This window comes from Ureibacillus sp. FSL K6-2830, assembly GCF_038004145.1.
In the GTDB taxonomy this organism is placed as follows: domain Bacteria; phylum Bacillota; class Bacilli; order Bacillales_A; family Planococcaceae; genus Ureibacillus; species Ureibacillus thermosphaericus.
In genome coordinates, this window is record NZ_JBBOQR010000001.1 from 181,101 (window position 1) to 207,329 (window position 26,229).

At 34.9% G+C, this 26,229-nt stretch carries 32 protein-coding genes, 2 riboswitches and 1 other annotated feature; of the genes, 9 read left to right on the top strand and 23 right to left on the bottom strand.

All coding sequences use genetic code 11. The features are described 5' to 3' along the window. Window positions 1-14: 14 nt before the first annotated feature. The 8 genes from gcvT to comGA all read right to left on the bottom strand — a co-directional run bounded on the left by gcvT (window position 15) and on the right by comGA (window position 5,758). Window positions 15-1,115, bottom strand: a complete 1,101-nt coding sequence (gcvT, locus tag NSU17_RS00900) for a glycine cleavage system aminomethyltransferase GcvT (RefSeq protein WP_340704026.1) — start codon at window positions 1,113-1,115, stop codon at window positions 15-17. Between the two features lie 88 nt (window positions 1,116-1,203). Next, a riboswitch (glycine riboswitch) is annotated at window positions 1,204-1,284 on the bottom strand. Window positions 1,285-1,287: 3 nt separating this feature from the next. Further along, a riboswitch (glycine riboswitch) is annotated at window positions 1,288-1,378 on the bottom strand. Window positions 1,379-1,504: 126 nt separating this feature from the next. Continuing rightward, entirely contained in the window at window positions 1,505-2,017 is a 513-nt protein-coding gene (locus NSU17_RS00905) for a shikimate kinase (RefSeq protein ID WP_096550951.1), read from the bottom strand. 186 nt (window positions 2,018-2,203) lie between these two features. After that, a complete protein-coding gene (comGF, locus tag NSU17_RS00910) occupies window positions 2,204-2,653 on the bottom strand; it encodes a competence type IV pilus minor pilin ComGF (protein WP_096550949.1) in 450 nt (149 codons plus the stop codon). After that, window positions 2,626-2,937, bottom strand: a complete 312-nt coding sequence (locus NSU17_RS00915; protein WP_016837721.1) for a hypothetical protein — start codon at window positions 2,935-2,937, stop codon at window positions 2,626-2,628. Before NSU17_RS00915 ends, comGF begins: the two co-directional genes overlap by 28 nt. Further along, window positions 2,927-3,352 carry a competence type IV pilus minor pilin ComGD gene (gene comGD / locus NSU17_RS00920; protein WP_016837719.1) on the bottom strand — a complete coding sequence of 142 codons (426 nt, stop codon included), beginning with the start codon at window positions 3,350-3,352 and terminating at the stop codon, window positions 2,927-2,929. The genes NSU17_RS00915 and comGD overlap by 11 nt, the downstream gene beginning before the upstream one ends. 15 nt (window positions 3,353-3,367) lie before the next feature. Next, the gene (gene comGC / locus NSU17_RS00925) at window positions 3,368-3,673 is read right to left on the bottom strand and encodes a competence type IV pilus major pilin ComGC (RefSeq protein WP_096550948.1); all 306 of its coding nucleotides are present in this window, start codon (window positions 3,671-3,673) and stop codon (window positions 3,368-3,370) included. Window positions 3,674-3,686: 13 nt separating this feature from the next. Continuing rightward, window positions 3,687-4,754 (bottom strand): competence type IV pilus assembly protein ComGB, encoded by a 1,068-nt coding sequence (comGB, locus tag NSU17_RS00930; RefSeq protein ID WP_340704027.1) that lies wholly within the window; start codon window positions 4,752-4,754, stop codon window positions 3,687-3,689. Next, window positions 4,727-5,758 (bottom strand): competence type IV pilus ATPase ComGA, encoded by a 1,032-nt coding sequence (comGA, locus tag NSU17_RS00935; RefSeq protein WP_340704028.1) that lies wholly within the window; start codon window positions 5,756-5,758, stop codon window positions 4,727-4,729. The genes comGB and comGA overlap by 28 nt, the downstream gene beginning before the upstream one ends. Before the next feature lie 264 nt (window positions 5,759-6,022). Here comGA and NSU17_RS00940 point away from each other — a divergent pair, with 264 nt between their 5' ends. Both NSU17_RS00940 and NSU17_RS00945 read left to right on the top strand, forming a co-directional pair. Next, window positions 6,023-6,724 carry a helix-turn-helix transcriptional regulator gene (locus NSU17_RS00940; RefSeq protein ID WP_340704029.1) on the top strand — a complete coding sequence of 234 codons (702 nt, stop codon included), beginning with the start codon at window positions 6,023-6,025 and terminating at the stop codon, window positions 6,722-6,724. A 111-nt stretch (window positions 6,725-6,835) separates the two neighbouring features. Then, window positions 6,836-7,081 (top strand): DUF2626 family protein, encoded by a 246-nt coding sequence (locus NSU17_RS00945; protein ID WP_340704030.1) that lies wholly within the window; start codon window positions 6,836-6,838, stop codon window positions 7,079-7,081. A gap of 150 nt (window positions 7,082-7,231) precedes the next feature. Here NSU17_RS00945 and NSU17_RS00950 read toward each other — a convergent pair whose 3' ends face one another. Further along, window positions 7,232-7,876, bottom strand: a complete 645-nt coding sequence (locus tag NSU17_RS00950; protein WP_445684051.1) for an MBL fold metallo-hydrolase — start codon at window positions 7,874-7,876, stop codon at window positions 7,232-7,234. 201 nt (window positions 7,877-8,077) lie between these two features. Between NSU17_RS00950 and NSU17_RS00955 the strand changes: the two genes are divergently transcribed. Beyond that, window positions 8,078-8,257 (top strand): DUF2759 domain-containing protein, encoded by a 180-nt coding sequence (locus NSU17_RS00955; protein WP_016837707.1) that lies wholly within the window; start codon window positions 8,078-8,080, stop codon window positions 8,255-8,257. Between the two features lie 251 nt (window positions 8,258-8,508). Here the strand turns inward: NSU17_RS00955 and NSU17_RS00960 are convergent, their stop codons facing one another. The 4 genes from NSU17_RS00960 to rpmG all read right to left on the bottom strand — a co-directional run bounded on the left by NSU17_RS00960 (window position 8,509) and on the right by rpmG (window position 11,739). Further along, complete coding sequence (locus tag NSU17_RS00960) at window positions 8,509-10,404, bottom strand: LTA synthase family protein (protein ID WP_340704032.1); 1,896 nt, start codon at window positions 10,402-10,404, stop codon at window positions 8,509-8,511. A 312-nt stretch (window positions 10,405-10,716) separates the two neighbouring features. Further along, window positions 10,717-10,944, bottom strand: coding sequence for a YqgQ family protein (locus NSU17_RS00965; protein ID WP_340436132.1), 228 nt, complete (start codon window positions 10,942-10,944; stop codon window positions 10,717-10,719). Further along, entirely contained in the window at window positions 10,941-11,528 is a 588-nt protein-coding gene (locus tag NSU17_RS00970; RefSeq protein WP_340704033.1) for a 5-formyltetrahydrofolate cyclo-ligase, read from the bottom strand. Before NSU17_RS00970 ends, NSU17_RS00965 begins: the two co-directional genes overlap by 4 nt. 61 nt (window positions 11,529-11,589) lie before the next feature. Further along, window positions 11,590-11,739 (bottom strand): 50S ribosomal protein L33, encoded by a 150-nt coding sequence (rpmG, locus tag NSU17_RS00975; protein ID WP_016839239.1) that lies wholly within the window; start codon window positions 11,737-11,739, stop codon window positions 11,590-11,592. A 156-nt stretch (window positions 11,740-11,895) separates the two neighbouring features. Between rpmG and NSU17_RS00980 the strand changes: the two genes are divergently transcribed. Both NSU17_RS00980 and NSU17_RS00985 read left to right on the top strand, forming a co-directional pair. Then, window positions 11,896-12,285, top strand: coding sequence for a hypothetical protein (locus tag NSU17_RS00980; protein ID WP_340704034.1), 390 nt, complete (start codon window positions 11,896-11,898; stop codon window positions 12,283-12,285). Further along, a complete protein-coding gene (locus tag NSU17_RS00985) occupies window positions 12,282-12,776 on the top strand; it encodes a hypothetical protein (protein WP_340704035.1) in 495 nt (164 codons plus the stop codon). Before NSU17_RS00980 ends, NSU17_RS00985 begins: the two co-directional genes overlap by 4 nt. Before the next feature lie 44 nt (window positions 12,777-12,820). Here NSU17_RS00985 and NSU17_RS00990 read toward each other — a convergent pair whose 3' ends face one another. Further along, entirely contained in the window at window positions 12,821-13,696 is an 876-nt protein-coding gene (locus NSU17_RS00990; RefSeq protein WP_340704036.1) for a LysR family transcriptional regulator, read from the bottom strand. A 216-nt stretch (window positions 13,697-13,912) separates the two neighbouring features. On the opposite strand from NSU17_RS00990, the gene NSU17_RS00995 reads away from it, so the two are divergent. Together NSU17_RS00995 and NSU17_RS01000 are read left to right on the top strand one after the other, a co-directional pair. Further along, window positions 13,913-15,103: an MFS transporter gene (locus NSU17_RS00995; protein ID WP_340704037.1), complete on the top strand. Its 1,191-nt coding sequence runs from the start codon at window positions 13,913-13,915 to the stop codon at window positions 15,101-15,103. A 21-nt stretch (window positions 15,104-15,124) separates the two neighbouring features. Continuing rightward, window positions 15,125-15,595: a glutathione peroxidase gene (locus tag NSU17_RS01000; RefSeq protein ID WP_340436553.1), complete on the top strand. Its 471-nt coding sequence runs from the start codon at window positions 15,125-15,127 to the stop codon at window positions 15,593-15,595. Window positions 15,596-16,357: 762 nt separating this feature from the next. Here NSU17_RS01000 and NSU17_RS01005 read toward each other — a convergent pair. From NSU17_RS01005 to NSU17_RS01045, 9 genes are all read right to left on the bottom strand, one after another. Then, entirely contained in the window at window positions 16,358-16,927 is a 570-nt protein-coding gene (locus NSU17_RS01005; protein ID WP_096550941.1) for an anthranilate synthase component II, read from the bottom strand. Continuing rightward, window positions 16,924-18,300, bottom strand: coding sequence for an anthranilate synthase component I (gene trpE, locus NSU17_RS01010; RefSeq protein ID WP_340704038.1), 1,377 nt, complete (start codon window positions 18,298-18,300; stop codon window positions 16,924-16,926). Before trpE ends, NSU17_RS01005 begins: the two co-directional genes overlap by 4 nt. A gap of 60 nt (window positions 18,301-18,360) precedes the next feature. Continuing rightward, window positions 18,361-18,572: a binding site (T-box leader), on the bottom strand. 75 nt (window positions 18,573-18,647) lie between these two features. Further along, window positions 18,648-19,310, bottom strand: coding sequence for a phosphate signaling complex protein PhoU (gene phoU, locus NSU17_RS01015; RefSeq protein WP_340704039.1), 663 nt, complete (start codon window positions 19,308-19,310; stop codon window positions 18,648-18,650). A gap of 17 nt (window positions 19,311-19,327) precedes the next feature. Beyond that, the gene (gene pstB, locus NSU17_RS01020; protein ID WP_016839229.1) at window positions 19,328-20,173 is read right to left on the bottom strand and encodes a phosphate ABC transporter ATP-binding protein PstB; all 846 of its coding nucleotides are present in this window, start codon (window positions 20,171-20,173) and stop codon (window positions 19,328-19,330) included. 12 nt (window positions 20,174-20,185) lie between these two features. After that, window positions 20,186-21,067, bottom strand: coding sequence for a phosphate ABC transporter permease PstA (gene pstA / locus NSU17_RS01025; protein WP_340704040.1), 882 nt, complete (start codon window positions 21,065-21,067; stop codon window positions 20,186-20,188). 1 nt (window position 21,068) lies between these two features. Beyond that, window positions 21,069-22,013 carry a phosphate ABC transporter permease subunit PstC gene (pstC, locus tag NSU17_RS01030; RefSeq protein ID WP_016839227.1) on the bottom strand — a complete coding sequence of 315 codons (945 nt, stop codon included), beginning with the start codon at window positions 22,011-22,013 and terminating at the stop codon, window positions 21,069-21,071. 70 nt (window positions 22,014-22,083) lie between these two features. Next, window positions 22,084-23,049 carry a PstS family phosphate ABC transporter substrate-binding protein gene (locus NSU17_RS01035; protein WP_340704041.1) on the bottom strand — a complete coding sequence of 322 codons (966 nt, stop codon included), beginning with the start codon at window positions 23,047-23,049 and terminating at the stop codon, window positions 22,084-22,086. Window positions 23,050-23,328: 279 nt separating this feature from the next. After that, window positions 23,329-23,529: a cold-shock protein gene (locus NSU17_RS01040; RefSeq protein ID WP_340704042.1), complete on the bottom strand. Its 201-nt coding sequence runs from the start codon at window positions 23,527-23,529 to the stop codon at window positions 23,329-23,331. Window positions 23,530-23,780: 251 nt separating this feature from the next. Beyond that, window positions 23,781-24,068, bottom strand: a complete 288-nt coding sequence (locus tag NSU17_RS01045) for a DUF1033 family protein (RefSeq protein WP_016839224.1) — start codon at window positions 24,066-24,068, stop codon at window positions 23,781-23,783. Window positions 24,069-24,156: 88 nt separating this feature from the next. Between NSU17_RS01045 and NSU17_RS01050 the strand changes: the two genes are divergently transcribed. Together NSU17_RS01050 and NSU17_RS01055 are read left to right on the top strand one after the other, a co-directional pair. Continuing rightward, complete coding sequence (locus NSU17_RS01050) at window positions 24,157-25,875, top strand: globin-coupled sensor protein (RefSeq protein WP_340704043.1); 1,719 nt, start codon at window positions 24,157-24,159, stop codon at window positions 25,873-25,875. A 30-nt stretch (window positions 25,876-25,905) separates the two neighbouring features. Beyond that, complete coding sequence (locus NSU17_RS01055; protein WP_026019132.1) at window positions 25,906-26,178, top strand: acylphosphatase; 273 nt, start codon at window positions 25,906-25,908, stop codon at window positions 26,176-26,178. The last annotated feature ends 51 nt before the right edge of the window (window positions 26,179-26,229 follow it).

Sequence of the window (26,229 nt, forward strand, 5' to 3'; positions counted from 1 at the left end):
ACCTCCATTAATTTTTATTTTTCACGTTTATAAAATGGCTTCGGCACAACATGTGCTTTTACCTTTTTATTGCGTATTTCTACTTCCACTTCTGTACCAATTTCAGTATATTGAATATCTAATAAAGCAAGTCCTAAATTACGTTTCGTACTAGGGATTTGTGTACCAGTTGTAACTTCTCCAATTTCAGTGTCGCCTTTAAATACTTTATAGCCATGGCGAGGAATCCCTTTATCAATCATTTCAATACCAACCAGTTTTCTTGAAAGCCCTTGTTCTTTTTGGTTTTTAAGAGCTTCTTTACCGATGAAATCCGCATCTTTTTGAAGTTTTACTGCAAAGCCGATGCCTGCTTCTAATGGAGAAATATTTTCTGATAATTCTTGTCCATAAAGCGGTAAGCATGCTTCAAAACGCAACGTATCACGTGCTCCAAGGCCGCATGGTATCAATCCATCTTCTTTTCCTGCTTCTAATAGTTTATTCCACAATGCTACAATTGAATTTGGCTCCCCGTATAATTCGAAGCCGTCTTCACCTGTATATCCGCTGCGTGATAACAATACAGAATAACCACTAACTTGAACAGATGCTTTAAATTGGAATGGTTTTAATTCAGATAAGTTCACATCTGTTAATGTTTGCAAGATTTTTTCTGATAGAGGTCCTTGAAGTGCAATTAAGGCATATTCATCTGATTGATTTATAATCGTTACATCGCCTTCTGCATGCTTTTTCATCCATTCAAAGTCTTTTTCAATATTTGCCGCATTGACAACAAGCAAGTATTGGTCATCGCCAAGATTATAGACGATTAAATCATCTACCACCCCACCATTTTCATAGCACATTACATTATATTGTGCGCCGCCAACTGGAATTTTTGAAATGTCATTGGACAATAATTTTTGAAGATAGCCGAGAACATCTTTCCCTTTTACAAGAATTTCTCCCATATGGGATACATCGAAAAGTCCAGCACGATTTCTTACAGCTTCATGTTCATCCTTTATTGATGAAAATTGAACGGGTAATTCCCATCCACCAAAATCAATCGTTTTTGCACCATATTTCGCATATTCGTCAAATAATGGTGTTCTCTTTAATTCTCCCATCGTGAAACCTCCCTCATTAATTAACAATTTACTACCAATATCTTTAAACTAGGCAAAAAGGACAGAAAATCCCCTTTTTAAAGGAATTCTCTGTCCTTGCACCTGAAAGTTACACCTATTATAAAATAGGCTTTCCCCTTGGGTGGCTGTTATTCAGCACTCTCCAGAGTTGCGTCCCGTACGAGTCTTTTTGCCTGAGAGATTCATAGTTCTACTACTTGCTCCTTCGGCGACGTAAAAACGTTCTCTCCCCGCACAATCATCCGCACCATATGAAATTTTTCAACAAACAGACATCTTTGCCTATATCCTAACATTGAACGTAATAGAAGGCAATCATTTTTTAAAACTCCTTAAAAAAACGAACATTTTTAAACAACAACACCTTATCATTCGCCTTTTAGTCGATTCACTTGAAAAGCAATATAATTTACCACTTGGCGAATTGTTCGATCTTTTGTAAGGACACGGATGTGAGCGGCTCTTTTATAAAATTTTCTCCTATAATAATATAGTCGTTCCAGTTCTTTTTTAGTCGAACGTTGTGCAATTGGTCGATTTTTGTCATTTTTTATTCTTTTATAAATGTCTTCAAATGATGCATCAAGAAAAAAGATTAAACCTGTTCTTCTCATTATTTGTCGATTTTCTTGTCTCATTGGAACGCCGCCACCAGTCGCAATAATGCAAGCTTCGTCACGAAAGTTTTTTAAAAATTCAGTTTCTAAATTTCTAAAATATTCTTCTCCAAACTTTTCAAAAATTTCTGGAATCGACATGCCTTGTTGTCTGACGATTTCTTTATCCATATCATAAAAGGGCAATCGTAGGGCATAGCTTAATTGGCGTCCGACTGCACTTTTTCCGCACCCCATAAACCCTACTAAGTAAATCTTTCGCATAATTAGACACCTTTCTACTAAAACTCTGCGGTTTCTCCAAGTAAATTTATCGTAGCACGAATGTTTATGTTTTCCAATGAATTTATAATAGAAAATTGAGTTAAGTAGGTTGAACTGTAAAAAATTACAACAGTGATAAGAAAAAACAAAAAGACAATGGCAACGGGAAATATCATGCCTTTTTCGTTATTTATGATATTGTACAAGTAACGCTCTCTCCTTTACAATACCATTCAAGAATTCTACTTTTATCGTTACAATATTGTTTGAAAGGGAAAACTCGGCATGCCGAATACCAATTAATAGTGGCACATAACCTTGATCATTGATTTGCAAACGAATCACATCTGTAATCTTGTTTATTTTTATCGTTTTTGTGGAAGAGTCTATGATATATAATGAATTATTCATTATATAAATATCCTCTGCATCAAGCAAATATTGTTGTAAATCATGAATAAAGATTTCCCATTTAATTTGTTCTTCTGCCACGATCGTGTTGTGCCATTGTTGAATTAATAGATAAAAAATAAAAATTACTTGAGCGAGTAACGAAAAAATCACCAATTGAAACAGCGCCTCGATAAATGTAAATCCATTTCCACTTCTTACAATTCGCCATCGCCATTGATGCATTTGTATCGTACCCCATCTAAATTGTTAAATCGTACACAAACCGCATCTGTTTGAAAATACCAAGCATATTCTACGTTGTCGATCCATTTTTTCCCTTCGAAAATACCGGTATTTTTAGCAATAATAACTGCTTCATAGGCCACTTGGGATGCATGTAATTCCAACGATTGATTGTATAGAGAATGCTGAAGTTGAAAAATGAACGGAATAAAACTTATGGCTACTATAATAATCATAAGCGTTAGCAACGATTCTAACATGGAAGTCCCCTTTTCATTCCACATAACGAATTCGTCCTTTATTGATATTAATGACAATATGTTTTTGTCCGAAAGGAGTGTAAAAAGTGAATTTCCCAAAATTTTTTACATTTCCATCTGGATCAATTCGAAGAGTTAATAAATTACTATACTGATCAAACTCAATGATTTCCGGTAGTTTTCTCTCTAAAATCACTTCATCTAGTTGATGGTATATTCTATAAGTATCTTGATTTACAAAAGAAACAAAACAGCTCCTTTGCTTTTCCAAGGCCAGCATTTGTGCCATTTGAATGTCTAATGTAAATTGGTGGAAAAACTGTTCCACAACCATTTTTTCTGTCATTTTAAAAGAAAAGGTTGTCCCTAACATACCAACCAATACGACAATCATTAAAACGAATAATATTTCTAATAGCGTATACCCCTGTTCTTTCAATAGCTCTATGCTCCTTTATTGATTGATTAATGTCACAGTTCCATCCGTCTCAATGGTAAATCCCTTGCCATTCGGACATTTATCCATCCCCTCTCTTAAGTATCCCTTGTTTACTAACTGATCTAATGTAGGGATGGTTTTGTATTCAATTTTGTATGATTCTACCTGCCCTTGTACCATGCGGATATATGCTTCACAACCTTTATCATCAATCGTATTCCGATGTTTCGTTACGTTTGGAACAGTTACTAATATTAAGATAGATATAATAAATAGCACAATTAACATCTCAATTAACGTAAAACCTTTTTGATTTTTCATGATTTCACCTCTATTACATGATTTCGACTAAGTCATACATCGGCAGCAGTATACTTAAATACGCTGCAACAATGCATATCGCTATCAAAATAAAGAAAAGAGGTTGAATGCTCGCCAAGCAAAATTTGATGGTCGATTGGATCCTCTCATTTAGCAATTCGCTGAATATGAGCATTTCCCGGCCTAAGTATCCATTTTTTTCACCGTGTTGAATCAATTCATCAAACTTTGGCATAAACAGTTGAAGTATCTTCACAGCCTCTGACAATGAATCACCGAACTTCACCCTTTGTTTCAATAGTGCTGTGATATATGATAAGTGGCGACTTATTTGTTGTTGTTCTAAAATAGACAATGCTTGTTGAAGTGATATACCTGATACTAATAAACTTCCAAGCAAATGAGAGAATTGTCTTGTTAAATTCACTTGATAAACATACTTCACTATAGGGATTTTCATAATGATGTTTAGTTGATGAGCGATTTCTTTTTTTCGAATGGAATGAATTGAAATAAATATCAAGAATAACGAAATAATGAATAGGAGTATGAGAAAATCTGGTATATGAAGCAATACAACAGCGAAGTTTATACTATTGACCTTTTCTGAATGATTCGAAATCACGAGTTGCTCTATGTTTGGTAAAAAATAACTTCGAAACAATATAAAAACCATTGTTAATAAAATCATCAAGAAAGCGGGATACATTAGCAACTTCATAATTTTCCGCTGCGTATCTTCTTGAAATTTTATTTGCTTACTTACGTGGTGCAATGATTCAGCCAAATCCCCTTTTTCTTCTGCAATAGCTATCAATAATAAAAAATGTTTTGGAATTGAAAGTTGTTGTAAAATATCCACTGCCGATGAACCGTTATTGAACTGTTGTTGTAATAAAGCATTCCACTTTTCCAATTCTTTAACGTGATAAGGAAGTAACATAAACAAGGCATCTGAAAATGTATATCCTTCTTTCAGTAATATGCTTGTCCTATTTAGGAGCGATGGAACATCCCGAACTTTCTCCTTATAATTTCTTTGAATGGGGAAAATCATTTTTTCGCTGATTTGCTGTAGCACGACAAATCCCCCAATTCTTTAATAGCAGCTTTTTGGAATTCCAATGTTTCCTCAACTGGCAAGTGATATTCAATTCCTTGCGCTGTATTTATAATTGCTTCTTGTAAAATATCTTCCGACAAAATTTCATAAATTGCTTTCCTGCTATCGCTATCATGTAACTGAATTAAACATTGGGCAATAATTGCAATCAAAGCTTGCCGAATTTCTTCTATGGAAACATTTAAATCCATTAAACGATATAGACAATTCACCGAATCTTTTGCATGTATAGTTGATAGCACCAAATGACCGGATAATGCAGCACGCATGGCGATTTCTGCAGTCTCTTCATCCCTGATTTCACCAATCATAATGACATCGGGCGAATGTCTTAAAATTGCTTTTAAACCAGCTGCATATGTAATACCTGCAAGCTCATTTACTTGAATTTGAAGCATATACGACTGGCTGCTTTCCACTGGATCTTCGAGAGAAATTACATGTCGCCCTAATGTGTCACTGCAATATTTTGCTAATGAATATAATGTCGTAGTTTTGCCCGATCCTGTGGCGCCACAAAATAATATCAATCCTTGTCGATTGGAAATCAATCTCAATAATTTTTCTGCTGAATGGCGATCGTAACATAATGAAGCAATCGGATATGAGGCATTTTGTAAAAACAAACGAATAACGAGGCTTTCTCTTTTATATACGGAAGGTAAAGTAGAGACTCGGAAGGCATACAAACGATTGGAAAACATTTCTTCAAATGAACCGCTTTGCGGCTTTCGCTTTTCACTAATATCTAAAGAAGATTTATATTTAAAAAAGGAAATCATTCGATCCCCTAATTCAATTGGGAAATGACCTGCAGGAAATAATTTTCCATATTTGCGAAACTGAATGGTGTAATGGTTTGGAGTTGGCTCAATTAAAATATCACTAGCTCCGAAATGTAAAGCTTTTAACAATAATTGAGTTGATTTTGTTTCAATAACGGACTCCACTTTCAAACGCATCACCACTTCCCTAAATTCGTGACCGCTGAATTTAGCAATAGTATAAGACGAAGTTTATATTTGGAAAAGGCTTTTTCTTAAAATTTTTATTTGACCCCTTTTTTCTGTTGAAACTTTATTTTTGAAAAGTTTATGGCAGATTTTATTACAAATTTTGAATATTTTGCTAACACCCAATAATCACCACGTATTTTCACTATCATTTTATTAATAATAAAGCTAAAATTGAAGTAGCATAAATATTACTGAAGGTGGGATAACAACATGTTGCATCCATTAAAAATTACGAGTACTTTAGCGGATGAAACTCGTTTTCAAATATATGAATACATGTTGCAACAAAAAAAAGCATTTACTGTACAAGATATTGCAGATAAATTTAATATACATCCCAATGTGGCAAGATTGCATTTAACGAAATTATCGGAGATCCATCTCATCACTACTGATTTTTTTAAATCAGGTAAAGGTGGAAGACCTGGTCGAATTTATCAAGTATCTGAACAAGGGGTTGAGTTGACTTTCCCAAAACGAGATGAAAAACATCTCGTCAAATGGGCACTTCAACTTGTATGTGAGTTGGGACAAGATGCATTGAAGACAGCGAAAAAAATTAGTTATCAAGATGGCTTAAAAGAAATTCAAAAAAGATTATCAAAGATAACTAAACCTCTTAGCTTTGAAGAAAAATTAGAAATCTTATCTGAAGCTGCTCTACTAGTTGGCTACATTCCAAAAATTGTAGATACTGCTGAAGGAAAGAAAATTACGCTAACGATTTTTAACTGTCCATATAGAAGTCAAATAAAAGAACATAGCGATATAGTATGTGAACTACATAAATCATACTTACAAGGTCAAATCGACACACTATTTGAAAAAAATGAATTTGTTCAATTTGAAAGTATGGTTCACGATTGCGATTTTTGTAAATATGAAATATTTGTGCCAAATGTTGCTCTGTAAAAGATACACTTGATTGTCACAAATCTATCGAAGTATCAGTTTACAATATTGTCAATTATCATTTATAATAAACATTGAGATTATTGTGTCGTACAAAAGGAGGGATTTGACATGGCTAATATGTATAAAGTTTTAGCATTCTGGACAGGTATTTTTGCCGTAATGTTCTATCTTGGTCATATGATTGAGATTTCGCTATTATTCGTAGGTAATTCTGTATTATTCTTATTATTAGGCTTCTTAAACCTTTCAGAACGCATGTACATGTACATTTTCGGAGCTTATTTGACAATATTCTTTGCTGGATTTACTTATTACACAACGTTTATCCACGTACCGGGTGGACTTGGACACTAATAAATCAGAAATGGGGCTGTCTCAAAAGTCATTTTGAGGCGGCCCTTTTTGCGACGAGGATAGTGGAAGTTTGTTTCGACTATCACAGGAGGAAAAAGCAAGCAAGGGTGCCTGGAAAATTCTCGACTTTCTAGACACCCTCTTATTAAGTTAAAAGCCATGTAAAAATGGATTCGTATCCATTTCATGAGCTGGTGTTGTATAGCCTCCATGTCCCGGATAAATAATAAAATCATCAGGCAGCACAAGCAGCTTCTCATGAATGGATTTTAATAACACTTCCAGTGAACCACCAATTAAATCTGTTCGACCGATGCTTCCTTGAAACAGCGTATCGCCTACAATTGCAAACCCATCGTCTTCGAAAATATATGAAATGCTTCCTGGAGAATGTCCTGGCGTAAATACCGCATGAAATTTCATGCCTCCTACAACAAAAGTCTGCTCTTTTTCGATGATATAATCTGCCGATTGCAGACGGTACGTTGGAAGATCCACATATTTTCCTGAACCATTTTTATTTGGGTCCATTAACCAATCCTCTTCTTCTTTATGAATATAAACAGGAATATGAAAAGCCTGTCTTAATTCATCGACAGCACCTATATGGTCAAAATGAGCATGAGTTAAAAAGATGGCTAGTGGTTTCAACTGTTGAGACTGAATAGTAGAAATGATTCTATTTCCTTCTTCGCCTGGGTCAAAAATGATGCATTCTTTTGATTGGTTGCTCACTATATAGCAATTTGCTTGCACTGGACCGACACTTAATGTTTTAACATCCAACAATCTCATCACCTCTAGCGTATTATACTATGGTTTGGAAAAAATGAACATTGCCAACCAATTCATTTCTAACTTTTAAACGAATCAATCGTTGTTCATATAAACGTCACTTTTAAAACTCGACATTTTATGACTGTTGCTATAAAATAGAGAAGGAATATTGTTTTACCGACATACTCTTTGGATGTCGAAAGGAGTGTAATATTTTTCATGAACTTATTAATGGTTATTTTCGGTTTAATTGCAATTCTTTCATTAGTTGCGGCATTCCGCGCAATCAAAGACAAAAACGTTTTAGCAATTATTTTTGGATTAGCATCTGGAGTAGTGTTTGGTTGGTTTGTCATCATGACTGTATTATACCAAGGCTATCCACCAGTACATCACTAATGAAAAGAAATAAAAAACGAGGTGCATTGCCGCATCTCGTTTTTTATTTAAATTAATTTTTTAAAAGGAAAAAAGGTTTCTAGAAAATCAAAGCATTCTAGAAACCCCCACATTCTATAATCATAGCCCTTATAACTCTTTTCTGCTACAGAAGCAGAAATAAGTCTCTGCTATCCTCTTTGCCATTACTCTGTAGCTAAGCATGCACCACAGTCGAAAGTGACCGTTTAAAACGGTCACTTTATCAACAATTATTTAACCGCTTCAGATATTAAATTTCCCGTTTCTTCATCATAGAAGCGTAATAAGTCACCATTGATGATTTTATCTGAATATCCAAGCTCTTTTTGAGCTCGTTCAATATAAGGTGCACATCCTTGAATATCCACCTTCTCTCCTGTTGCACGATCGAAGCATGTTTGATCCGCAAATACATACTGATCCGTCACAAAGCGTCCATCACGGAAGATGACAAAGTCTTCGTGTTCATCAGAGAACAAGTCTGCACCTAATTGCATATCATTGGAAGTGTCAATTCCCAACAAATGTAAAATGGTTGGTCTTAAGTCAATTTGACCTCCAACCTTTTCGATGATTCGCCCGTCACCAGATCCCGGAACGTGAATGAATAGCGGCACTGACTGCAACAATGCGCTATCGTATGGCGTAATTTCTTCTTTTTCTAAGTACATAGCCATCGCTTTATTATGGTTTTCAGAAATTCCATAGTGATCTCCGTACATAACAATAATGGAATTTTCATACAATCCTTTTTCTTTTAAATGTTCAAAGAATAATTTGACCGCCTCATCCATGTATCGCACAGTTTGGAAATAACGGTTTAACGTACCTGAATTAGAGTTGTACTCAGGAATCATTTTATCTTCTTCATCCAATGTGAATGGGAAATGGTTTGTTAATGTAATTATTCTTGTATAGAACGGCTGCGGCATTTCAGTCATAATTTCCGCTGATTGTTCAAAGAATGGAATGTCTTTTAATCCCCAGTTTACAGAATTATCTTCGTTTACTTCATAGCTATCAATATCATAGAATTTTTGCATTTTTAATGATTGATATGTCATATCACGATTCCAGAAAGATTTATTGTTTGCGTGCATGACACTTGTAAAATATCCATTTTTCCCTAGCTTTTCAGCCATCGAATTAAACGTATTTCCACTATGCGTAAAGAATACAGCACCACGGTCTAAACCAAACAGTGAATTTTCCAATAAGAATTCAGCATCACTTGTTTTGCCAAGTCCTGTTTGATGATAGAAATTATTAAAGTAATACGTATCTTTATCGTGAATTAAGGAATTCAAGAATGGTGTAACTTCGTATCCATTCATGTCATTTTGCAAGACAAAACTTTGCAATGATTCCAGTTGAATGACAATCAAATTTCGACCTTGATATTTACCAAACATATCTTCATTAATGGCTGCTTGGTTTGCTTGAACATAGTTATTGACTTCCACTAGTTCGCTCCCATCGGCAAGAGCACGTTGAGCGGAAGATTTTGATTGAATGTAAATATCATATAAATGATAATTATAAGTTCCAATATTTTTTACTAGTAATTCGCGGTCAAAACTACGAGTTAAAAGCTGTGGCCGTTCTGTTTCAGAAAGACCTAAATTTAAAAATAACACAGCTAATGATAGGACAAAATATGCGCGACGAACTTCTTTTCGAACGCTATATAATGTCTCCATTTTTGGTAAGTATTTAATTGCCAACAAAATAACAAATACATCAATAAAGTATAAAAGATCCTTAAAATTAAGTATTTCAGCTACAGACGTTCCTAATTCTCCGAAATTGCTTGTTTGGAATAATACAGGAAGCGTAATAAAATCGTTGAAGAATCGATAGAAAGCAACATTTGTATAAAGTACAATACTTAACACCATACTTGTAATGACAATCCAACGATTCTGCGCCTTTTCTGTTTTGAAAAATAAAGATATTCCGTAAGCAAAAAGCAAAAAGCTAAGAGGATTTATAAATAAAATGAACTCTTGCATTCCATTTTCTAAATCGAATTCAAAGCTGGTTCGATAGACGATTGCAGTCTTAATCCAAGTTGCGATAATGGCTACTATTAAAATCGTATGTTTAGGCCATTTCCATGACTTCATCTTGCATCCTCCTCTTCTTACGTATTCAAAGTCACAACATTCGCACATATACTTCATATATTTAGAAGAAGGCAAATAATATCTTAATCTTTTTCTTGCCATTATTCAATGAATTGCACTACGAAAAAATTAAAAGAAATTAGGTTATAAAAATTATATATTACCTTCCCTTTACAAACCCCCAAAAATATTTACGTCTTTTTTACAAAAAGGTTCCCAAAAATAAAACAGTGGCTTCTACACTGTTCTTATGAAAATGACTTAACAAGTCTACACCTTTTTAACAATTGATTCAATCATTATTTTTTTCTTTTATTGGCTATATTCGTTATTTAATTTCATTTTTCTTTCTTCTTCTTTTTTTATTTCGTTTCGAATTATCAATAGAGCCGATTGGAATTCTTTTGGATCTATAACTTGCGACTTATATAATTCGCGTATTTCATCTTCCATCATCATCAAATCCCCTAAGCGATCTCCTGTATAAATAAACGATCCATATTGCTTCAATATGTTGCGAATATCGAGTATCGTTTTCATTCAGCTATCTCCTTTCGATTGTTGGCACAATGTATGAGAGCTTTTTCAGTAATAATGAAATCAACTGGAATATCATGAGATTCTTTTGGTAATTCTTCGACAATTTGTAAATGAAAAGCTAGAGATATCTTATGCCCATTATAATTCGTTAAATACCGGTCGTAATAACCGCCTCCATAACCAATTCGATACCCAAGTTGATCAAATACAATCCCTGGTACAATCATTAAATCAATTTCTTCAGGAGATACATAAGTTGTTTTTTCTGGTATAGGTTCTTGCAAATCCATATATACCGTTTCCAGCTGAGAAAAGCTAGTGATATGATAAAAAGCCATTGTTCGTGTTTTTGGATTGCATTTTGGAACAGCTACTCGCTTACCAAGTTGCCAACATGACTTAATTATTTCATAAGTATCCACTTCAGGCTGTCTTGAAATAGTCAACGCAATCGTATGGCATTGTTCTAGGATGGGTTCATTGAATAAGCGCTTTTTTATCATTTCTGAAAGTAAATGATATTGATTATTGGACATTTGGTTTAAAGAGGATTTAATAGTATTTCGCCATTCTTTTTTGTTCATTTCAATCAATCCTTTGCTTATAAGTAAAAAGCCAAAACCGGAATTGGTTTTGGCAAAATCATTACTTCGTTTCACGGTGAAGAGTGACTTTCTTCTCGCGAGAGCAATATTTTTTTAGTTCTAGACGTTCTGGATTGTTACGTTTATTTTTTGTAGAAATATAATTACGTTCTCCACATTCTGTGCAAGCTAATGTAATGTTTACGCGCATTATTAACCCTCCCACTCTCTATCATGAATTTATATATAAGCATGATTTATACGACTAAGTCATTATAACATAAATTGAAAAAAAATCTAGCATCATTTATTAATTAAAATCCTTATGTTAAAATAATTCAAAAATGTAAAATTCGGAGGAGCGATTGTGGAACTATCAACGTTACTAATCATCATCGGCATTATTTGTATTATTGCATCTTTTTTCCTAAAAGATACATCAAAAAAATTAGAACGAGATGTTGAAGAATTATCTCTGCAATTTTATCAAGAAACAAACGGAATTAAAAGAAGATTAAAAGTGATCGAAGAAGAATTATTACTCGAGCCTTCTTTTAAAGTAAAGCCGGCGACAAAACCTATTACAACTAAACCAGAGAATGTACTCAAACAACCGAATAAGCCGGTCAATCAAATTTTAGTTCGACAAGTCATCGAATTAAATAAGCAAGGATACCCAATTAGTGAAATCAGCAAAATGTCAACATTATCTGAAGAACAAGTACTACATATTCTTAATCACGGAGGTCAATCATGAAAAGATCGACTGTTCGTGGGTTTGGCCTTGCTTGTTTAGTCATCGGCATCCTTTATACAGGGATGGATCGTTTCTCTCATACCGAATCAGAGTCAAAGGAAATTGCTAATTACGAAGAAAAAATTACACAGCTAGAATCCCAATTAAAAGTAGCAAAACAACAATTACAAGAACTTGAAAATCAATCATCTTCCAATTCAACCGAAACGCAAGATGAACCCGAGGTAAATAATGCGCCTTCTGAAACGACTACATCGACACAACAGGAGAATGTAATAGAAGACATTCTATATATTTATTCCGGCCTAACACCTTATGAAGTTTCAAAAAAATTGGAAGATATGGGCATTATTAAAAATGCGGTTGAAATGGAGCTATTTTTAGCCCAACCGGAATATGCCCGCTCAATTCAAAAAGGGCAATTTAAAGTCAATTCCACGATGACTATTGAAGAAATTGCTAATTTAATTACAGGCAAACAAAATTCTTAATTCATCAACCCAAACGGATGGAAGATGATTCTGTTTGGGTTTTATTAATAAAAAAACTCTCGAACATATTCAATAAATTGCTTTACTGCTCCACTCATATAACGATTTTTTAAATAGCTTAGTCCAATTTCCCTTTTGCAGTCTTTAGCATCTACTTGTATGATGTGTACATTATATTGGTCAAGCCCTTTAATATGAGGAATTAACGAAACTCCTAAGCCGCTCTCCACAAGTCCGGCAATGGTATGTACTTCTTCCCCCTCAAAAGCAACATTTAATTGAAACCCTTCTCGTTTAAAAATCTCATCAACATATTTCCTCAATGAATTTCCTTTTTTGATAGAAATGAAAGGCTCCTTTGCAAATTCAGCAAGCTTGACTTTTTTCCGATTTTTTAATGGATGTTGTTTCGGAACAATTAAAAATAACTCCTCTTCCCATAATTTTTCCCAATGGACGTCTTTACTAGTTTCAAGAGAAGATACTAAACAAATATCAAGCTCTCCCATTTCTAATTTTTTCATAATGACACTAGAATTGCTTTGCGTTAATTGAAAACGCATATGAGGAAATCGCTTTTTCACTTTCATCATTAAGGATGGAATAACTTCGAGTCCCAACGTATGCATAAATCCTAATGAGACTTCACCAACATCAGGTGTCACAAGGTTGGTTAAATCTTCTTTTGCCCGTTCGATTTCTTTTAAAATCAGATTCGTTCGTTCTAGGAAGAATTTCCCGTATCGGTTTAATTTAATGGAGCGGCCATTTCGATCGAAAAGTTCAACTCCTAAATACTCTTCCAGCATAGCAATCGATTTACTGAGGGCAGGCTGGCTTATATGTAAAGTTTCTGCTGCTCGCGACATATTTTCATATTTTGCAACAGTTTGAAAATAAATGAGTGCATTGATATCCAATTGATTGTCCCCTTCTCCTTCATATTCTTTATCCAAATTATAGCATGTCCGAAAGATGTCACAATGAAATGGCATATTTTAAAGATACATCTACTTATAACTCAAAGTTATAAGTGAAATAAAAACTATGAAATTACTATTTTAGAAAATCACCATTATAATTATCGGTAAGTTGATTGTTCAAAAAAATGTCAAAATTGAAAGAGGCGAAGAACAGTGTATATCCAAAAAGGAACTCGAGAATTTACATTAACGAATTTAGCATTGTTTGCAGCAGGATTTATTATTTTTGCAAACTTATACATTACGCAACCTTTATTTCCGCAATTTTCTGAAGAATTCCATGTTTCACCTGCTGTAGCCAGTTTGTCATTATCAGCTTCTACTGTCTCCCTATCCTTTAGTTTAATTTTATTTGGATCATTATCGGAAGCTTGGGGACGAAAGCGATTAATGACCTTTTCCATCTTTGCAGCATCGTTCATAACTATTGTGCTAGCATTCTCTCCTTCTTTTGAAATTTTATTGTTATTGAGAGTCATACAAGGCATTGTTTTTGCGGGAATTCCTGCCATTGCGATGGCCTATTTAGGAGAAGAAATGGATCCTTCTAGTCTAGGTATTGCAATGGGACTATATATAAGCGGAAATACAGTTGGTGGCCTTAGCGGGCGGATTATCATGGGAACGGTAACAGATTTATTTTCGTGGCAAGTAGGAATGCTTTTTCTTGGTATTTTAAGTTTAATTGTGAGCTTCTTTTTCGTATGGGCATTGCCGGCATCTCAACACTTTGAACCAAGACCTTTACAATTAGCTTCCTTGACGAAATCACTATTTTCCCATTTAAAAGATCCAGGTTTAGTCTGCTTGTTCGGAATTGCATTCACATTAATGGGAGGATTTGTCACTTTATATAACTATATTAGTTATAAATTGTTAGAAGAACCTTACAACCTAAGTACAACTATCGTTGGCTGGATTTTTATCGTTTATTTAGTTGGAACTTTTAGCTCTGCTTGGTTTGGTAGTTTATCGGATCGGTTTGGGCGTCAAAAGGTGCTGTTAGTCGGGATTATGATTATGTTATCGGGCGCTTTATTAACACTTCCCGTCAACTTAATAATTAAAATACTTGGGATTGTTGTATTTACTTTCGGCTTTTTCGGATCCCATTCTATTGCAAGTTCTTGGGTAAGCAGCCGTGCAAAAAGCAATAAAGCTCAAGCCTCCTCCCTCTACTTATTCGCCTACTATTTCGGTTCCAGTGTTGGTGGAACAACAGGTGGATTCTTTTGGGCTAGTTTCGGATGGAACGGGGTAATCGCATTCATCAGTTCGTTTATCATTACTTCTCTCCTATTAGCTGTTATACTGAATTTAAGCAGTAGAAGAACTGAGAATTAATAGTGGAAGTGAGGAGCGCTCATGGAATTTTACGATATCGAAGTAACAACTGCTAAGGGAGAAACGTATCCATTAAGCCGCTATAAAGGACAAGTGATGTTAATTGTGAACACTGCATCTAATTGCGGTTTTGCTCCACAATTTGATGAACTAGAAAAAATTTATCAAAAATATAAAGATCGTGGGTTTGTCGTTTTAGGTTTCCCTTCCAATCAATTTAAACAAGAATTAGACTCTGCAAAAGATGCGGAAGAAGCATGTCGAATCAATTACGGGGTGACATTCCCAATCCATGAAATTGTAGCAGTAAATGGTGACGATGCGCACCCATTATTTAAATTTTTGACAAGTAACACGAAGGGCGTTCTCGGTTCGAAAGTAAAGTGGAATTTTACGAAATTTTTAGTGGATCGAAATGGTCAAGTAGTCGATCGTTTTGCCCCGATGGATAAACCATCCAAATTTGAGAAAGAGATTGAGAAATACTTATAATAACGCTTTATATTTCTGGAATGGCTATTATAACGTGCAGATTGACCATTATCCTATTGGTATTGACTATTTTTTGCTTGACTTTGGCTATTATCACTTCTTTATATCGGCATGTTCAGCTCATTGACTATTAACATTACAAATTTGGCCATTATCCTATTGATTTTGGCTATTATTTTCTAAACTTTGGCTATTATCGCTTCTTTCTATAGGCATTTTTAGCTGATTGACTATTATCATCACAAATTTGGCCATTTTCCTATTGAGTTTGGCTATTATTTTCTAAACTTTGGCTATTATCGCTTCTTTCTATAGGCATTTTTAGCTGATTGACTATTATCATCACAAATTTGGCCATTTTCCTATTGAGTTTGGCTATTATTTTCTAAACTTTGGCTATTATCTTTCAATCAATAATCGTTTTCTTCATAATTGGCTATAACTGTCACAATTTTGACTATTATCCTCCTCAGATTGACTATAATGATTTGAAGTTTGACTAATAAACATCTATTAGGACTATAATCTTCAATAAAATATTAGTGGCTGTCCAGAAAGTCGAACACTTTCTGAACAGCCTTACATCTTATAGTAATATTCTCTTAAAAACTTTGCTCCTGCGGTGGTCACATCAAACGCGCCTCCTCGTCGCAATTTATCTGCGGCGAAAGCTCTAGCGACAGCCGCAATTTATCTGCGGCGAAAGCGATAGCGACAGCCGCAAAGGGGGCGTCTCAAAATCCTTTCAGACGCCCCCTTTTACTATGCATTTGCTAAAAACGCCTTGACGATATGATTTCCGCTTGGTGTACCAATTGACTCAGGGTGGAATTGTACGCCATAGATAGGTAGCTGTTTATGTTGAATAGCCATAATTTCTCCATCATCTTTTGACGTTGCAATTACCTCAAAGTCTTTACTTAATGTCGTAGGTTCAATGACTAATGAATGATAACGCATCACTTCTACATCATTAGAACACTCTTTGAACAATCCCTTTCGTTCATAGTTTAATAGCGACGTTTTTCCATGCATGATGCGGTTTGCTTGCACAATCTCACCGCCAAATGCGGCACCGATAATTTGATGCCCTAAACAAACACCAAGGATTGGAAACTCCGTGTACAGTTCTTTTACAACATTGACCGTTTGAGGAATATCATCAGGTCTTCCGGGTCCTGGCGATAATACAATCGCTTCAGGCTGCATTTCACGAATTTCGTCAATCGTGATGTCATCGTAGCGAATAACCTTCACTTCTTTTCCGAGCGAGGCAATTTGTTGATATAAATTGTATGTGAATGAATCGTAATGATCAATTAGTAATATCATCGCTCTACCTCCAACAAAGCCTTCATTTTATTCAGCGTCTCTTCATATTCAGATTGCGGAATGGAATCATACACGATTCCTGCCCCAGCTTGCACATATGCTTTTTCATCTTTTACGATCATCGTACGTATCGCAATTGCCAAGTCTAAATTGCCATTAATTGAAATATAACCAATTGCCCCTGCGTAAACCCCTCTTTTTTGTTGTTCCAGTTCATTGATAATTTGCATGGCGCGAATTTTCGGAGCTCCGGAAACCGTTCCAGCAGGCAAGCAACTAGTAATGACATCCACTACATGAACATCATCTCTTTTTTCACCGATTACTTCGGAAACAATATGCATTACATATTTATACTTTTCTATTTTCATATATTTTGAAACGTTCACTGTACCGACCTTCGAAACCCGCCCCAAATCGTTTCGACCTAAATCAACGAGCATGCGATGTTCCGCAAGTTCTTTCTCATCACTTAGAAGAAGTTCCTCTAATTTTCGATCTTCTTCCTTTGTTTTTCCACGAGGTTTCGTTCCAGCAATCGGATTCGTCTTAATGAATCCATCGGTGATTTTTACTAAACTTTCTGGGGAAGTACCCAAAATTGTATAATCATCAAACTCTAAATAGAACATGTATGGTGATGGATTCGAAGTACGCAGACGGCGGTATAAAGAAAAAGGATTTCCTTTAAAATCGGACGAAAAACGTTGAGATAATACAACTTGAAAAATGTCACCACATTCAATATAATTTTTTGCTTTTTCTACCATATTAACAAATGTTTCTTGATCAATGGATGGACGAAATTCAACTGTACTTTTTTCTACTTCAATAAGCGTAGTACCATTTTTCAATTGTTCTTCAATCTGATGGATGTATTCATCCATTTCCTCTCTTGTTTTACCTTCTTGGAATAAATCAATGGCCACGATCGATACTTTTTGTAGTAAATGATCGATGACAATAAATTGATTATAAAACAGAAGATGCACATCTGGCATATTCAACTCATCTGGTAAGAGAGGTCCGATTTTTTCAGTATAAAAAGCCGTATCATAACTAAAATAGCCAATTGCCCCTCCAAAGAAGGAAAAAGGAAGTGATTCATTGGAAATAGGGATTAAATCTCTCAACTTTTGAAAGACCGAACCTTCCCTCTTTTCCTCCTCCCCTTCTTTCCTAAACAAGTAACTCTCTTTATTGCCAATTAATTCTGCAATCGGATCATAGGCAATAAAGGAATATCTTCCACTTTCCTCATGTTTCGCAGCAGATTCAAATAATACTTTATTTTTTCCTGAGACACTAAGGAAAACAGAAATAGGAGTCATCATATCTCCCTGTAAAGTTTTCATTACATAATTTACTGTCATCTCTACCTTCTCCTCTCAACTCAACTAACTAAGCTATCAAAATAAAAAACTCCCCTAAAATTAAAGGACGGGGAGCCGTGGTACCACCTTTATTGACATAAGAAGACTTATGTCCACTCAAAGTTTGTAACGTAAACGATACGCTAGCACCTACTAAACTTTCAATGCTAGAGCTAGAAAACCCATTCGTATTATGTCTTGCACTAGCTCGCACCAACCGCTAGCTCTCTTAGCCAATCCATAATACTACTCTTTTTCATCATCGCTTCCGTATTTGGTTGAAATCATTTTATTATAAATTTTTTCATTATTCAATAAAAACCCTTTTGAAAAGTTAGAATACAACATTAACGGTTTAAATCTAAGTAAAGGCCTTTTTTAAAATAGAGGATATATTCTGCGATATTCGTTGCCAAATCCGCACAACGCTCAATAAATCGGCATACAAAAGATAAATACGTGATTTGCGAAACACTTTCAGGACTAATGGCAGAAAGTTTCATTAAATGTGCAATCATATTTCCATACATTTCATCGATTTGATCATCCATTTCAGCAATTTCTTTTGCATTTTGGACATTTTCTTCCACAAATGCATTAACGACTTGCCGAAGCATCGATATCGTTTTATAGCACATATCTTCCATTAACTCTACTGACGTAATAAATCGTTCCTCCCCAATGCGAATGGCTCCCTTTGATATGTTCACTGCATAATCTCCAACCCGTTCCATATCTGAAGCAGCTTTTAATAAAACGATAAGACGACGAAGATCTGTTGCAACAATTGGTTGTTGTTTGGTCAGAAGGAGCACTACTTTATTATGAATCTCTTCTTCCATCTTGTTCATTTCCACATCTTCTTCTATTATTCGTTTTGCTAATTCCATATCTTTTTCAATAAATGCTTGAAACGATAATTCAAATTGATGAATACTTTTATCGCACAAAGTTAAAAATGCTTGTTGCACAGATTCCAATTCTTTGTCCAATCTTTCTCGAATACTCACGCACCCATCACTCCTTATTAGCCGAAACGCCCTGAAATATAATCTTCTGTACGCTGATCACGTGGTGTTGAGAATATTCGATCTGTGATGTCAAATTCCACTACTTCTCCATTTAAGAAAAAGGCTGTTTTGTCTGAAATCCGGGCCGCTTGTTGCATATTGTGTGTCACAATAATAATGGAGTAATTCTTTTTTAAGTCCTGAATGAGGTCCTCAACTTTTAATGTAGAAATTGGATCAAGGGCAGATGTTGGTTCGTCCATTAAAATGACATCTGGTTCAATCGCTAGACACCGTGCAATACAAATACGTTGTTGTTGTCCTCCTGATAAACCATAAGCATTGTGATGAAGACGATCTTTCACTTCATCCCAAATCGCTGCACCTCTCAATGACCTTTCTACAATTTCATCTAATATTTTTTTATTTTTAATGCCATGAATTCTCGGCCCATAAGCGACGTTATCATATATGGATTTCGGGAAAGGGTTTGGTTTTTGAAACACCATCCCAACTTTAGTACGCAATTCTTCTACTGCATAATCAGCAGCAAATATATTGCGACCACGGTATAAAATTTCTCCGCTTATTTTCACTGATGGAACAAGTTCCACCATACGGTTCAACGCTTTAATAAAAGTTGATTTTCCGCATCCTGAAGGCCCGATGATGGCCGTCACTTCATTTTCTTGAACGTTAAATTGAATATCTTTTAACGCATGGTGCTCACCATACCAAAGATTAAAATTGTTCGCATAGAAAACGGATGCTTTACTGTTTGTCTGGAAATTTTCATTGACTTTGAACTGCTTTTCAACAACACGCAAAGGTTTCAATTCATTGTTAATCATTGTTTGTACCACTTTCACCCATCCTTAATATCGTTTTTGGAATTTATTTCGAATCAACACGGCAATCGAATTCATCAGCACAAGGACAATCATCAACACAATAATTCCCGCTGCAGCAACATATTGAAATGCTTCTTGCGGGCGTTTTGCCCAATCGTAAATTTGCATCGGCAAAGCTGTAAATTCACTAAGCAAACCAGTAGGCAAGAAATGGATAATTACAGGGATTCCGATTACAACTAATGGCGCTGTTTCTCCAATTGCACGAGATAAAGCTAAAATGCTTCCCGTCAAGATTCCCGGTATGGCAGATGGCAATACAACTCGAGTAATCGTTTGCCATTTGGTTGCGCCCATACCATATGAAGCTTCCCGCTGTTCTTTTGGTACAGCACGGATTGCTTCTTGTGCAGCTACAATAATGACAGGCAAAATTAATAAACTCATCGTTAATCCAGCAGCTAGAATACTTTTTCCTAAACCAAACATGCGGACAAAAATAGTTAATCCTAATAAACCAAAGACAATTGATGGTACACCAGCTAAGTTGGATATATTTGTTCGAATAAAATCATTAAATCTATTATTCTTTGCATACTCTTCCAAATATATTGCTGTTGCCACCCCAAGTATGATGGAAGTTGGAGCTACAACGAGCATCATACTAATCGAACCAATTAATGCCGCTTTTACTCCAGCTTTTTCAGGAAAACGTGAACCGAAATTGTTAAAGAAATCCCAATTTATGTATCCCGCTCCTTGAGATATTATTCTTACAATTAATACAACGAGGGTTAACAATGCAAAAGAAGTAGCAAGGAAAAATATTATTTTCCAAATTTTATTTTTTCTTAATCGAGACTGCATACGCTTCATGACGACGGTATCGTCAATGTATTTCGTCATATCAATATTCCTCCCTGAAGCGTTTCGAAATATATTGAGCTACTAAGTTCATCAATAAAGTGAATATAAACAACGTAAATCCAACGGCATACATGGAATAATAGATTGTTGTGCCGTAACCAGCATCACCAGAAGATACTTGTACGATATAGGCTGTCATCGTTTGAATTGAACCCGTAATATTGAAATCAAAAGTTGGAGTTGCACCACCGGCGAGGGAGACAATCATCGTTTCACCGATAGCCCGAGAAATGCCCAATACAATGGATGCAACGATGCCGGATAACGCTGCAGGAAGTACAACTTTTAACGAAACTTCGAGCTTTGTAGCACCCAGCGCGAGAGCTCCTTCTCGAATAGCATTTGGTACAGAATTCATGGCATCTTCCGATAAAGAGATAATGCTAGGTAAAATCATGATTCCCACTACGATCCCTGGACTAAGAGCATTAAATAATTTCAGCGACGGTATCAAAGTTTGTAATATCGGTGTGACAAACGTCAGAGCAAAAAAACCATAGACAATGGTCGGTACACCTGCTAATACTTCCAAAATCGGTTTCATGATTTTTCGAGTTTTGTCAGAAGCATATTCACTTAAATAAATTGCTACTGACAAACCTATCGGAACAGCTACACCTATTGCAATCAGCGTCACTTTGAATGTTCCTAATATGAGTGGTAAAACACCAAAGGATGGACTGCCACTTGAAAATGGATACCATTCTGTTCCAAATAAAAACTCGACAATTGATACTCTCCTAAAAAACTCAAAGGTCTCGAAAATTAATGTAAAGACAATGCCTAATGTGGTAACAACAGAAATCAGTGCTGCTAATAGGAGTAAAATAGGCATTATTTTTTCAATGATTTTTTTGCCCTTTTTATTTCGAGATTTCTCAATCAATTGTTGGATTGATTGCTCTTTCTCAATGCTTTGAGCCATTTCATAATCTCCCTTCTAACCCTGCAAAGTGTGTGGGTGAAAGCCTCCCACACACTAACAATCTAAAGGATTATTTAAATTGTTCTAACGTTTTCAGCCCTTCTCTATACTTATCATCAGGTAAACGCACATATCCAACAGCTTCAGCCATGTCGCCAGCGTTTTCTAAAGTGAATTTCATAAAATCGTAAAATGATTCATTCTCAGTGATTTTTTTATTGTTTACGAATACAAATAACGGACGAGAGAGCGGCGTGTATTCCCCGTTTTCAATTGTTTCATTTGATGGTTCTATACCGTTCACGCGTACCGCTTTTAATTTATCTTGATTTTCCAAATAGTAAGCATAGCCAAAGAATCCGATAGCGTTTTTATCAGAAGCAACGCCTTGAACAATTACGTTATCATCTTCAGACAATTGAGCTGATCGAACTAAATCTTCACCTTCCAAAATGACTTCGTCGAAATAGTCAAAGGTACCTGAATCTGTTCCCGGTGCATAGTAGACAATTTCTTCATCTGGCCAAGATGGATCAAGATCAGACCATTTTTTCACTTTTCCGTCTTCAATCCAAATTTCTTTTAATTGTTCAATTGTTAAATCCGTAGCCCAATCGTTATCTGAATTAATTACGACAGTGATTCCGTCATAAGCTATTTCAAATTTTGTATATTCAATGCCCGCATCTTTTAAAGCTTGAGCTTCTTCTTCTTTAATTTCTCGTGAAGCATTTGAGAAATCCGTTTCGCCGGCGATGAATTTTTCAAATCCTCCACCAGTTCCAGATACCCCTACAGATACTTGTACATTTGGTTCAACAGCAGCATATTCTTCCACAAGCGCTTCAACAATAGGGGCAACAGTTGAAGAACCATCACCTGTTACAGAGCCTGCTAATTGTGCTTCTCCATTTTCTGCTTGTTGTGGTGTATTTCCAACGTTTGTCCCAGCTTCATTTTTTTCTCCGCCACATGCTCCAAGTAATAATGCAGAACTTACCATTGCAGTCATCGTTAAGAACTTCCACTTTTTCATTTGACATTTCCTCCGTCGTTTAATAGTTTAATTCTCACTACATTTCCCACTATAAAATTCATATATTGATCTTGTTTAAAGGAATTGTTAAGAGATTGTAAATTTGCACTACTTTTGGATGCAGAAAATGTTAAGATTGCAATTTAAAAGAAAGAGGAATTTTTACTAAAAACAGAAACAAAAAAACATCATTCTCTGTAAGAAAATGATGTTTCCATATCGAAAATAAAAAGAGGCGTCCAAAAATGGATGCCTCATCATATTTAAGTTCGTTTATAATTATAATTTAACAACGTTAGAAGCTTGAGGTCCGCGGTTGCCTTCAACCACTTCGAATTCCACTTTTTGACCTTCATCAAGAGTTTTGAAACCTTCACCTTGAATAGCTGAGAAGTGTACGAATACGTCGTTTTCGCCTTCAACTTCGATGAATCCAAAACCTTTTTCTGAGTTAAACCATTTTACTGTACCTTGTTTCATTAAAAAAACCTCCAAAAAAATAAAAATATTTTTACAATATGGAATTGTTTTTATTACCAGAATAAAAAAATTCACATATTACGAAGAGTACCGACAAAAACACCGATCACTCTTTGTAATATGTGAATCACTTGTTTCCGGCCTTACAATTCAATTGTATTTACATTATACCACCATATTACAAAATGTCAAACGATTTTTATACAGATTTGAAATCGTTCTCGAATGGATCGGGATATATTTTGTTACTATTATTGATTATATTCAAGTTGTTGCACAATTATACCATGAAAAATTTGTAATTCATCATCACAAGCTTCACAATAAGTTTTTTCATCTTCCGACCAAAAGGCAAAATACTTTCCTTCCCTGCTCTCCTCATGGTCAAATTTTTTTCTAAACACATTAAGAGTTTCTTTAATTGCAACTTCAAATTGTTCTTTCGTATCAAAAACTTCTTCTGACACAATATGTGATTCCCAACCTTCAAATTGCCACCAAGGTTCAAAGTCTGCCTTCATATAAATAATTTTATACACGTTGAAAAACCCCATTCTTTTCATAATAAAAAATATGTTAAAATATCTATAACTTGGTAATTTTTGAATCGAAAGGAAGGACTTAAGTATGGTTTTAACATTTAAACCAAGAGTTCATTTAAACGATTTATTAGAACGTGGAACTGATATAGAAGCATCAGGACGTTTTTTAAAAACCTTACAATATAATCATTTTACAAAAAAGGATCAGCAAAATTTACAAGAATTATTTAAAAAAATTGTAAACTTCACTCCAACAATGAGCAATATTTTTCAACGCTATTTAAAAGAAATTTCACCGAAAGGCGAAAATCCTATTCCAGAAGAAAAAATTGAAAAATATTTGCAACAATTTTTTCTTAATGAACGAAATGATGAGTATGTACAAAATGCGATAAAATTTTTTCACTTATTCAGAATACATAATTTTGAAACTGGAAAATTAATCGTATTATTTAATCAATTCTCCTTTTACATTAGTACTCACATTTTACATAACTTTGGTATGAAACCTCATAAAGCATTGGAATATTTGCGCTCATTAAACGCTGCAATGAATGTAGAGCAAGAGTTATTGGTAGAAGTATTAACAGAAAGAATGATCGAAAATGTCATTACAGAAATTTCTTCGCTAATTGAATCGAATACGAAAATCATCTACATGAAAGATTTAATTCAACGCGTTGATCAACAAACAACGGAAATTCAAAATTCCACCGCAGCAATCGAACAAGTTTCCGCTTCGATTGGAGAAGTTGCCCGTGCTTCATCGAAAATTTCTGAGAAAACGACGGATTCAGTAAGCAATGTTATCGACGGAAAAAATACAATTGAAAAAGCGTTAAATGATATTTTTCAAACGGATAATACGTTCCAACAAATTGTTCAGTCATTCCATCAATTACAAAACTATGTGAACGAAATTGATAATATCGTCACAATTATAAACGAAATTGCAGACCAAACAAATTTACTAGCACTTAACGCTTCTATTGAGGCAGCTCGTGCTGGTGAACATGGGAAAGGTTTCTCTGTTGTGGCACAAGAAGTACGAAAATTAGCTGAAGGAACAATAAACGCATTAAATGAAGTATCACAAAATGTCGATGCATTTAAACAATATTCAAATATGGTTTCCGATTCCATTCTAGATGCATCACAGAAGATTAAAGAAGCTACTTCAGAGGCAAAACAGTCGTTACCTTTATTAAACTCAATTGTACATGCTATTGAAAGTATTAAACATGATGTTGCCAGCACTGCTTCCATTACTGAAGAACAAGCTGCTGCCGTTGATGAAATTACTAAACGTATGTCTGAAATGGCCAATCTTCAAGAACAAATTCATAGCTTAGGTAAACAAACGTCTGAAAGTATATTTGCACTAAGTAAAGAAATGATGCGTTTCCGAAATGACATTATCAATAATAACCCTGTTCACTTATCCAGTACCGCCCTTTTACAATTATCAAAAACTGATCATCTATTATGGAAATGGCGGGTATATAACATGATTTTAGGAGTTGAAGAATTATCACCAGAAGAAGTTTCCTCCCACCAAGATTGCCGTTTAGGAAAATGGTATTATGCAAATGACACCCAAGCTAAATTTAAACATGTAGAATCTTTCAAAGAATTAGAGCGCGTTCATAAGCAAGTTCATATTGCGGCAAAAAATGCAATTTTGGAATTAAGTAGAGGAAATCGACAACAAGCAGAAATCCATTTGCAAGAAATCGAAAAAGCTTCTGAAAAAGTCATTCACTATTTAAATGATTTAATTCATATGTTGAAAACCCACGGCTGAATGAAAATTTAATTGATTGTAGGTGGAGTGATGGCAAAGAGGGCGCACATTATGATCAATGTCGCTGAAAAAAGATTTGGCAACCGATTTTTCATTCAACAGAAGGCGTTAGAATTAGGATTAAAAGGGAATTTTCGTATAAATGAAAACGATCAGCTTGAAATCGATGTGGAAGGGAAAAATCAATCTATTGATGAATTTTTACATTTTATTCAAAAAGGTGAAAATCTAAAATCAAGTTTGTCAATCAAAACTTTTGATGATTTACAAGGTTATGAAAAATTGAATTTTGAATTGATGTAATTGGACGTTTTTTAAACGTCCAATTTTTTGTATTTCCCCCATTCCTTCTCT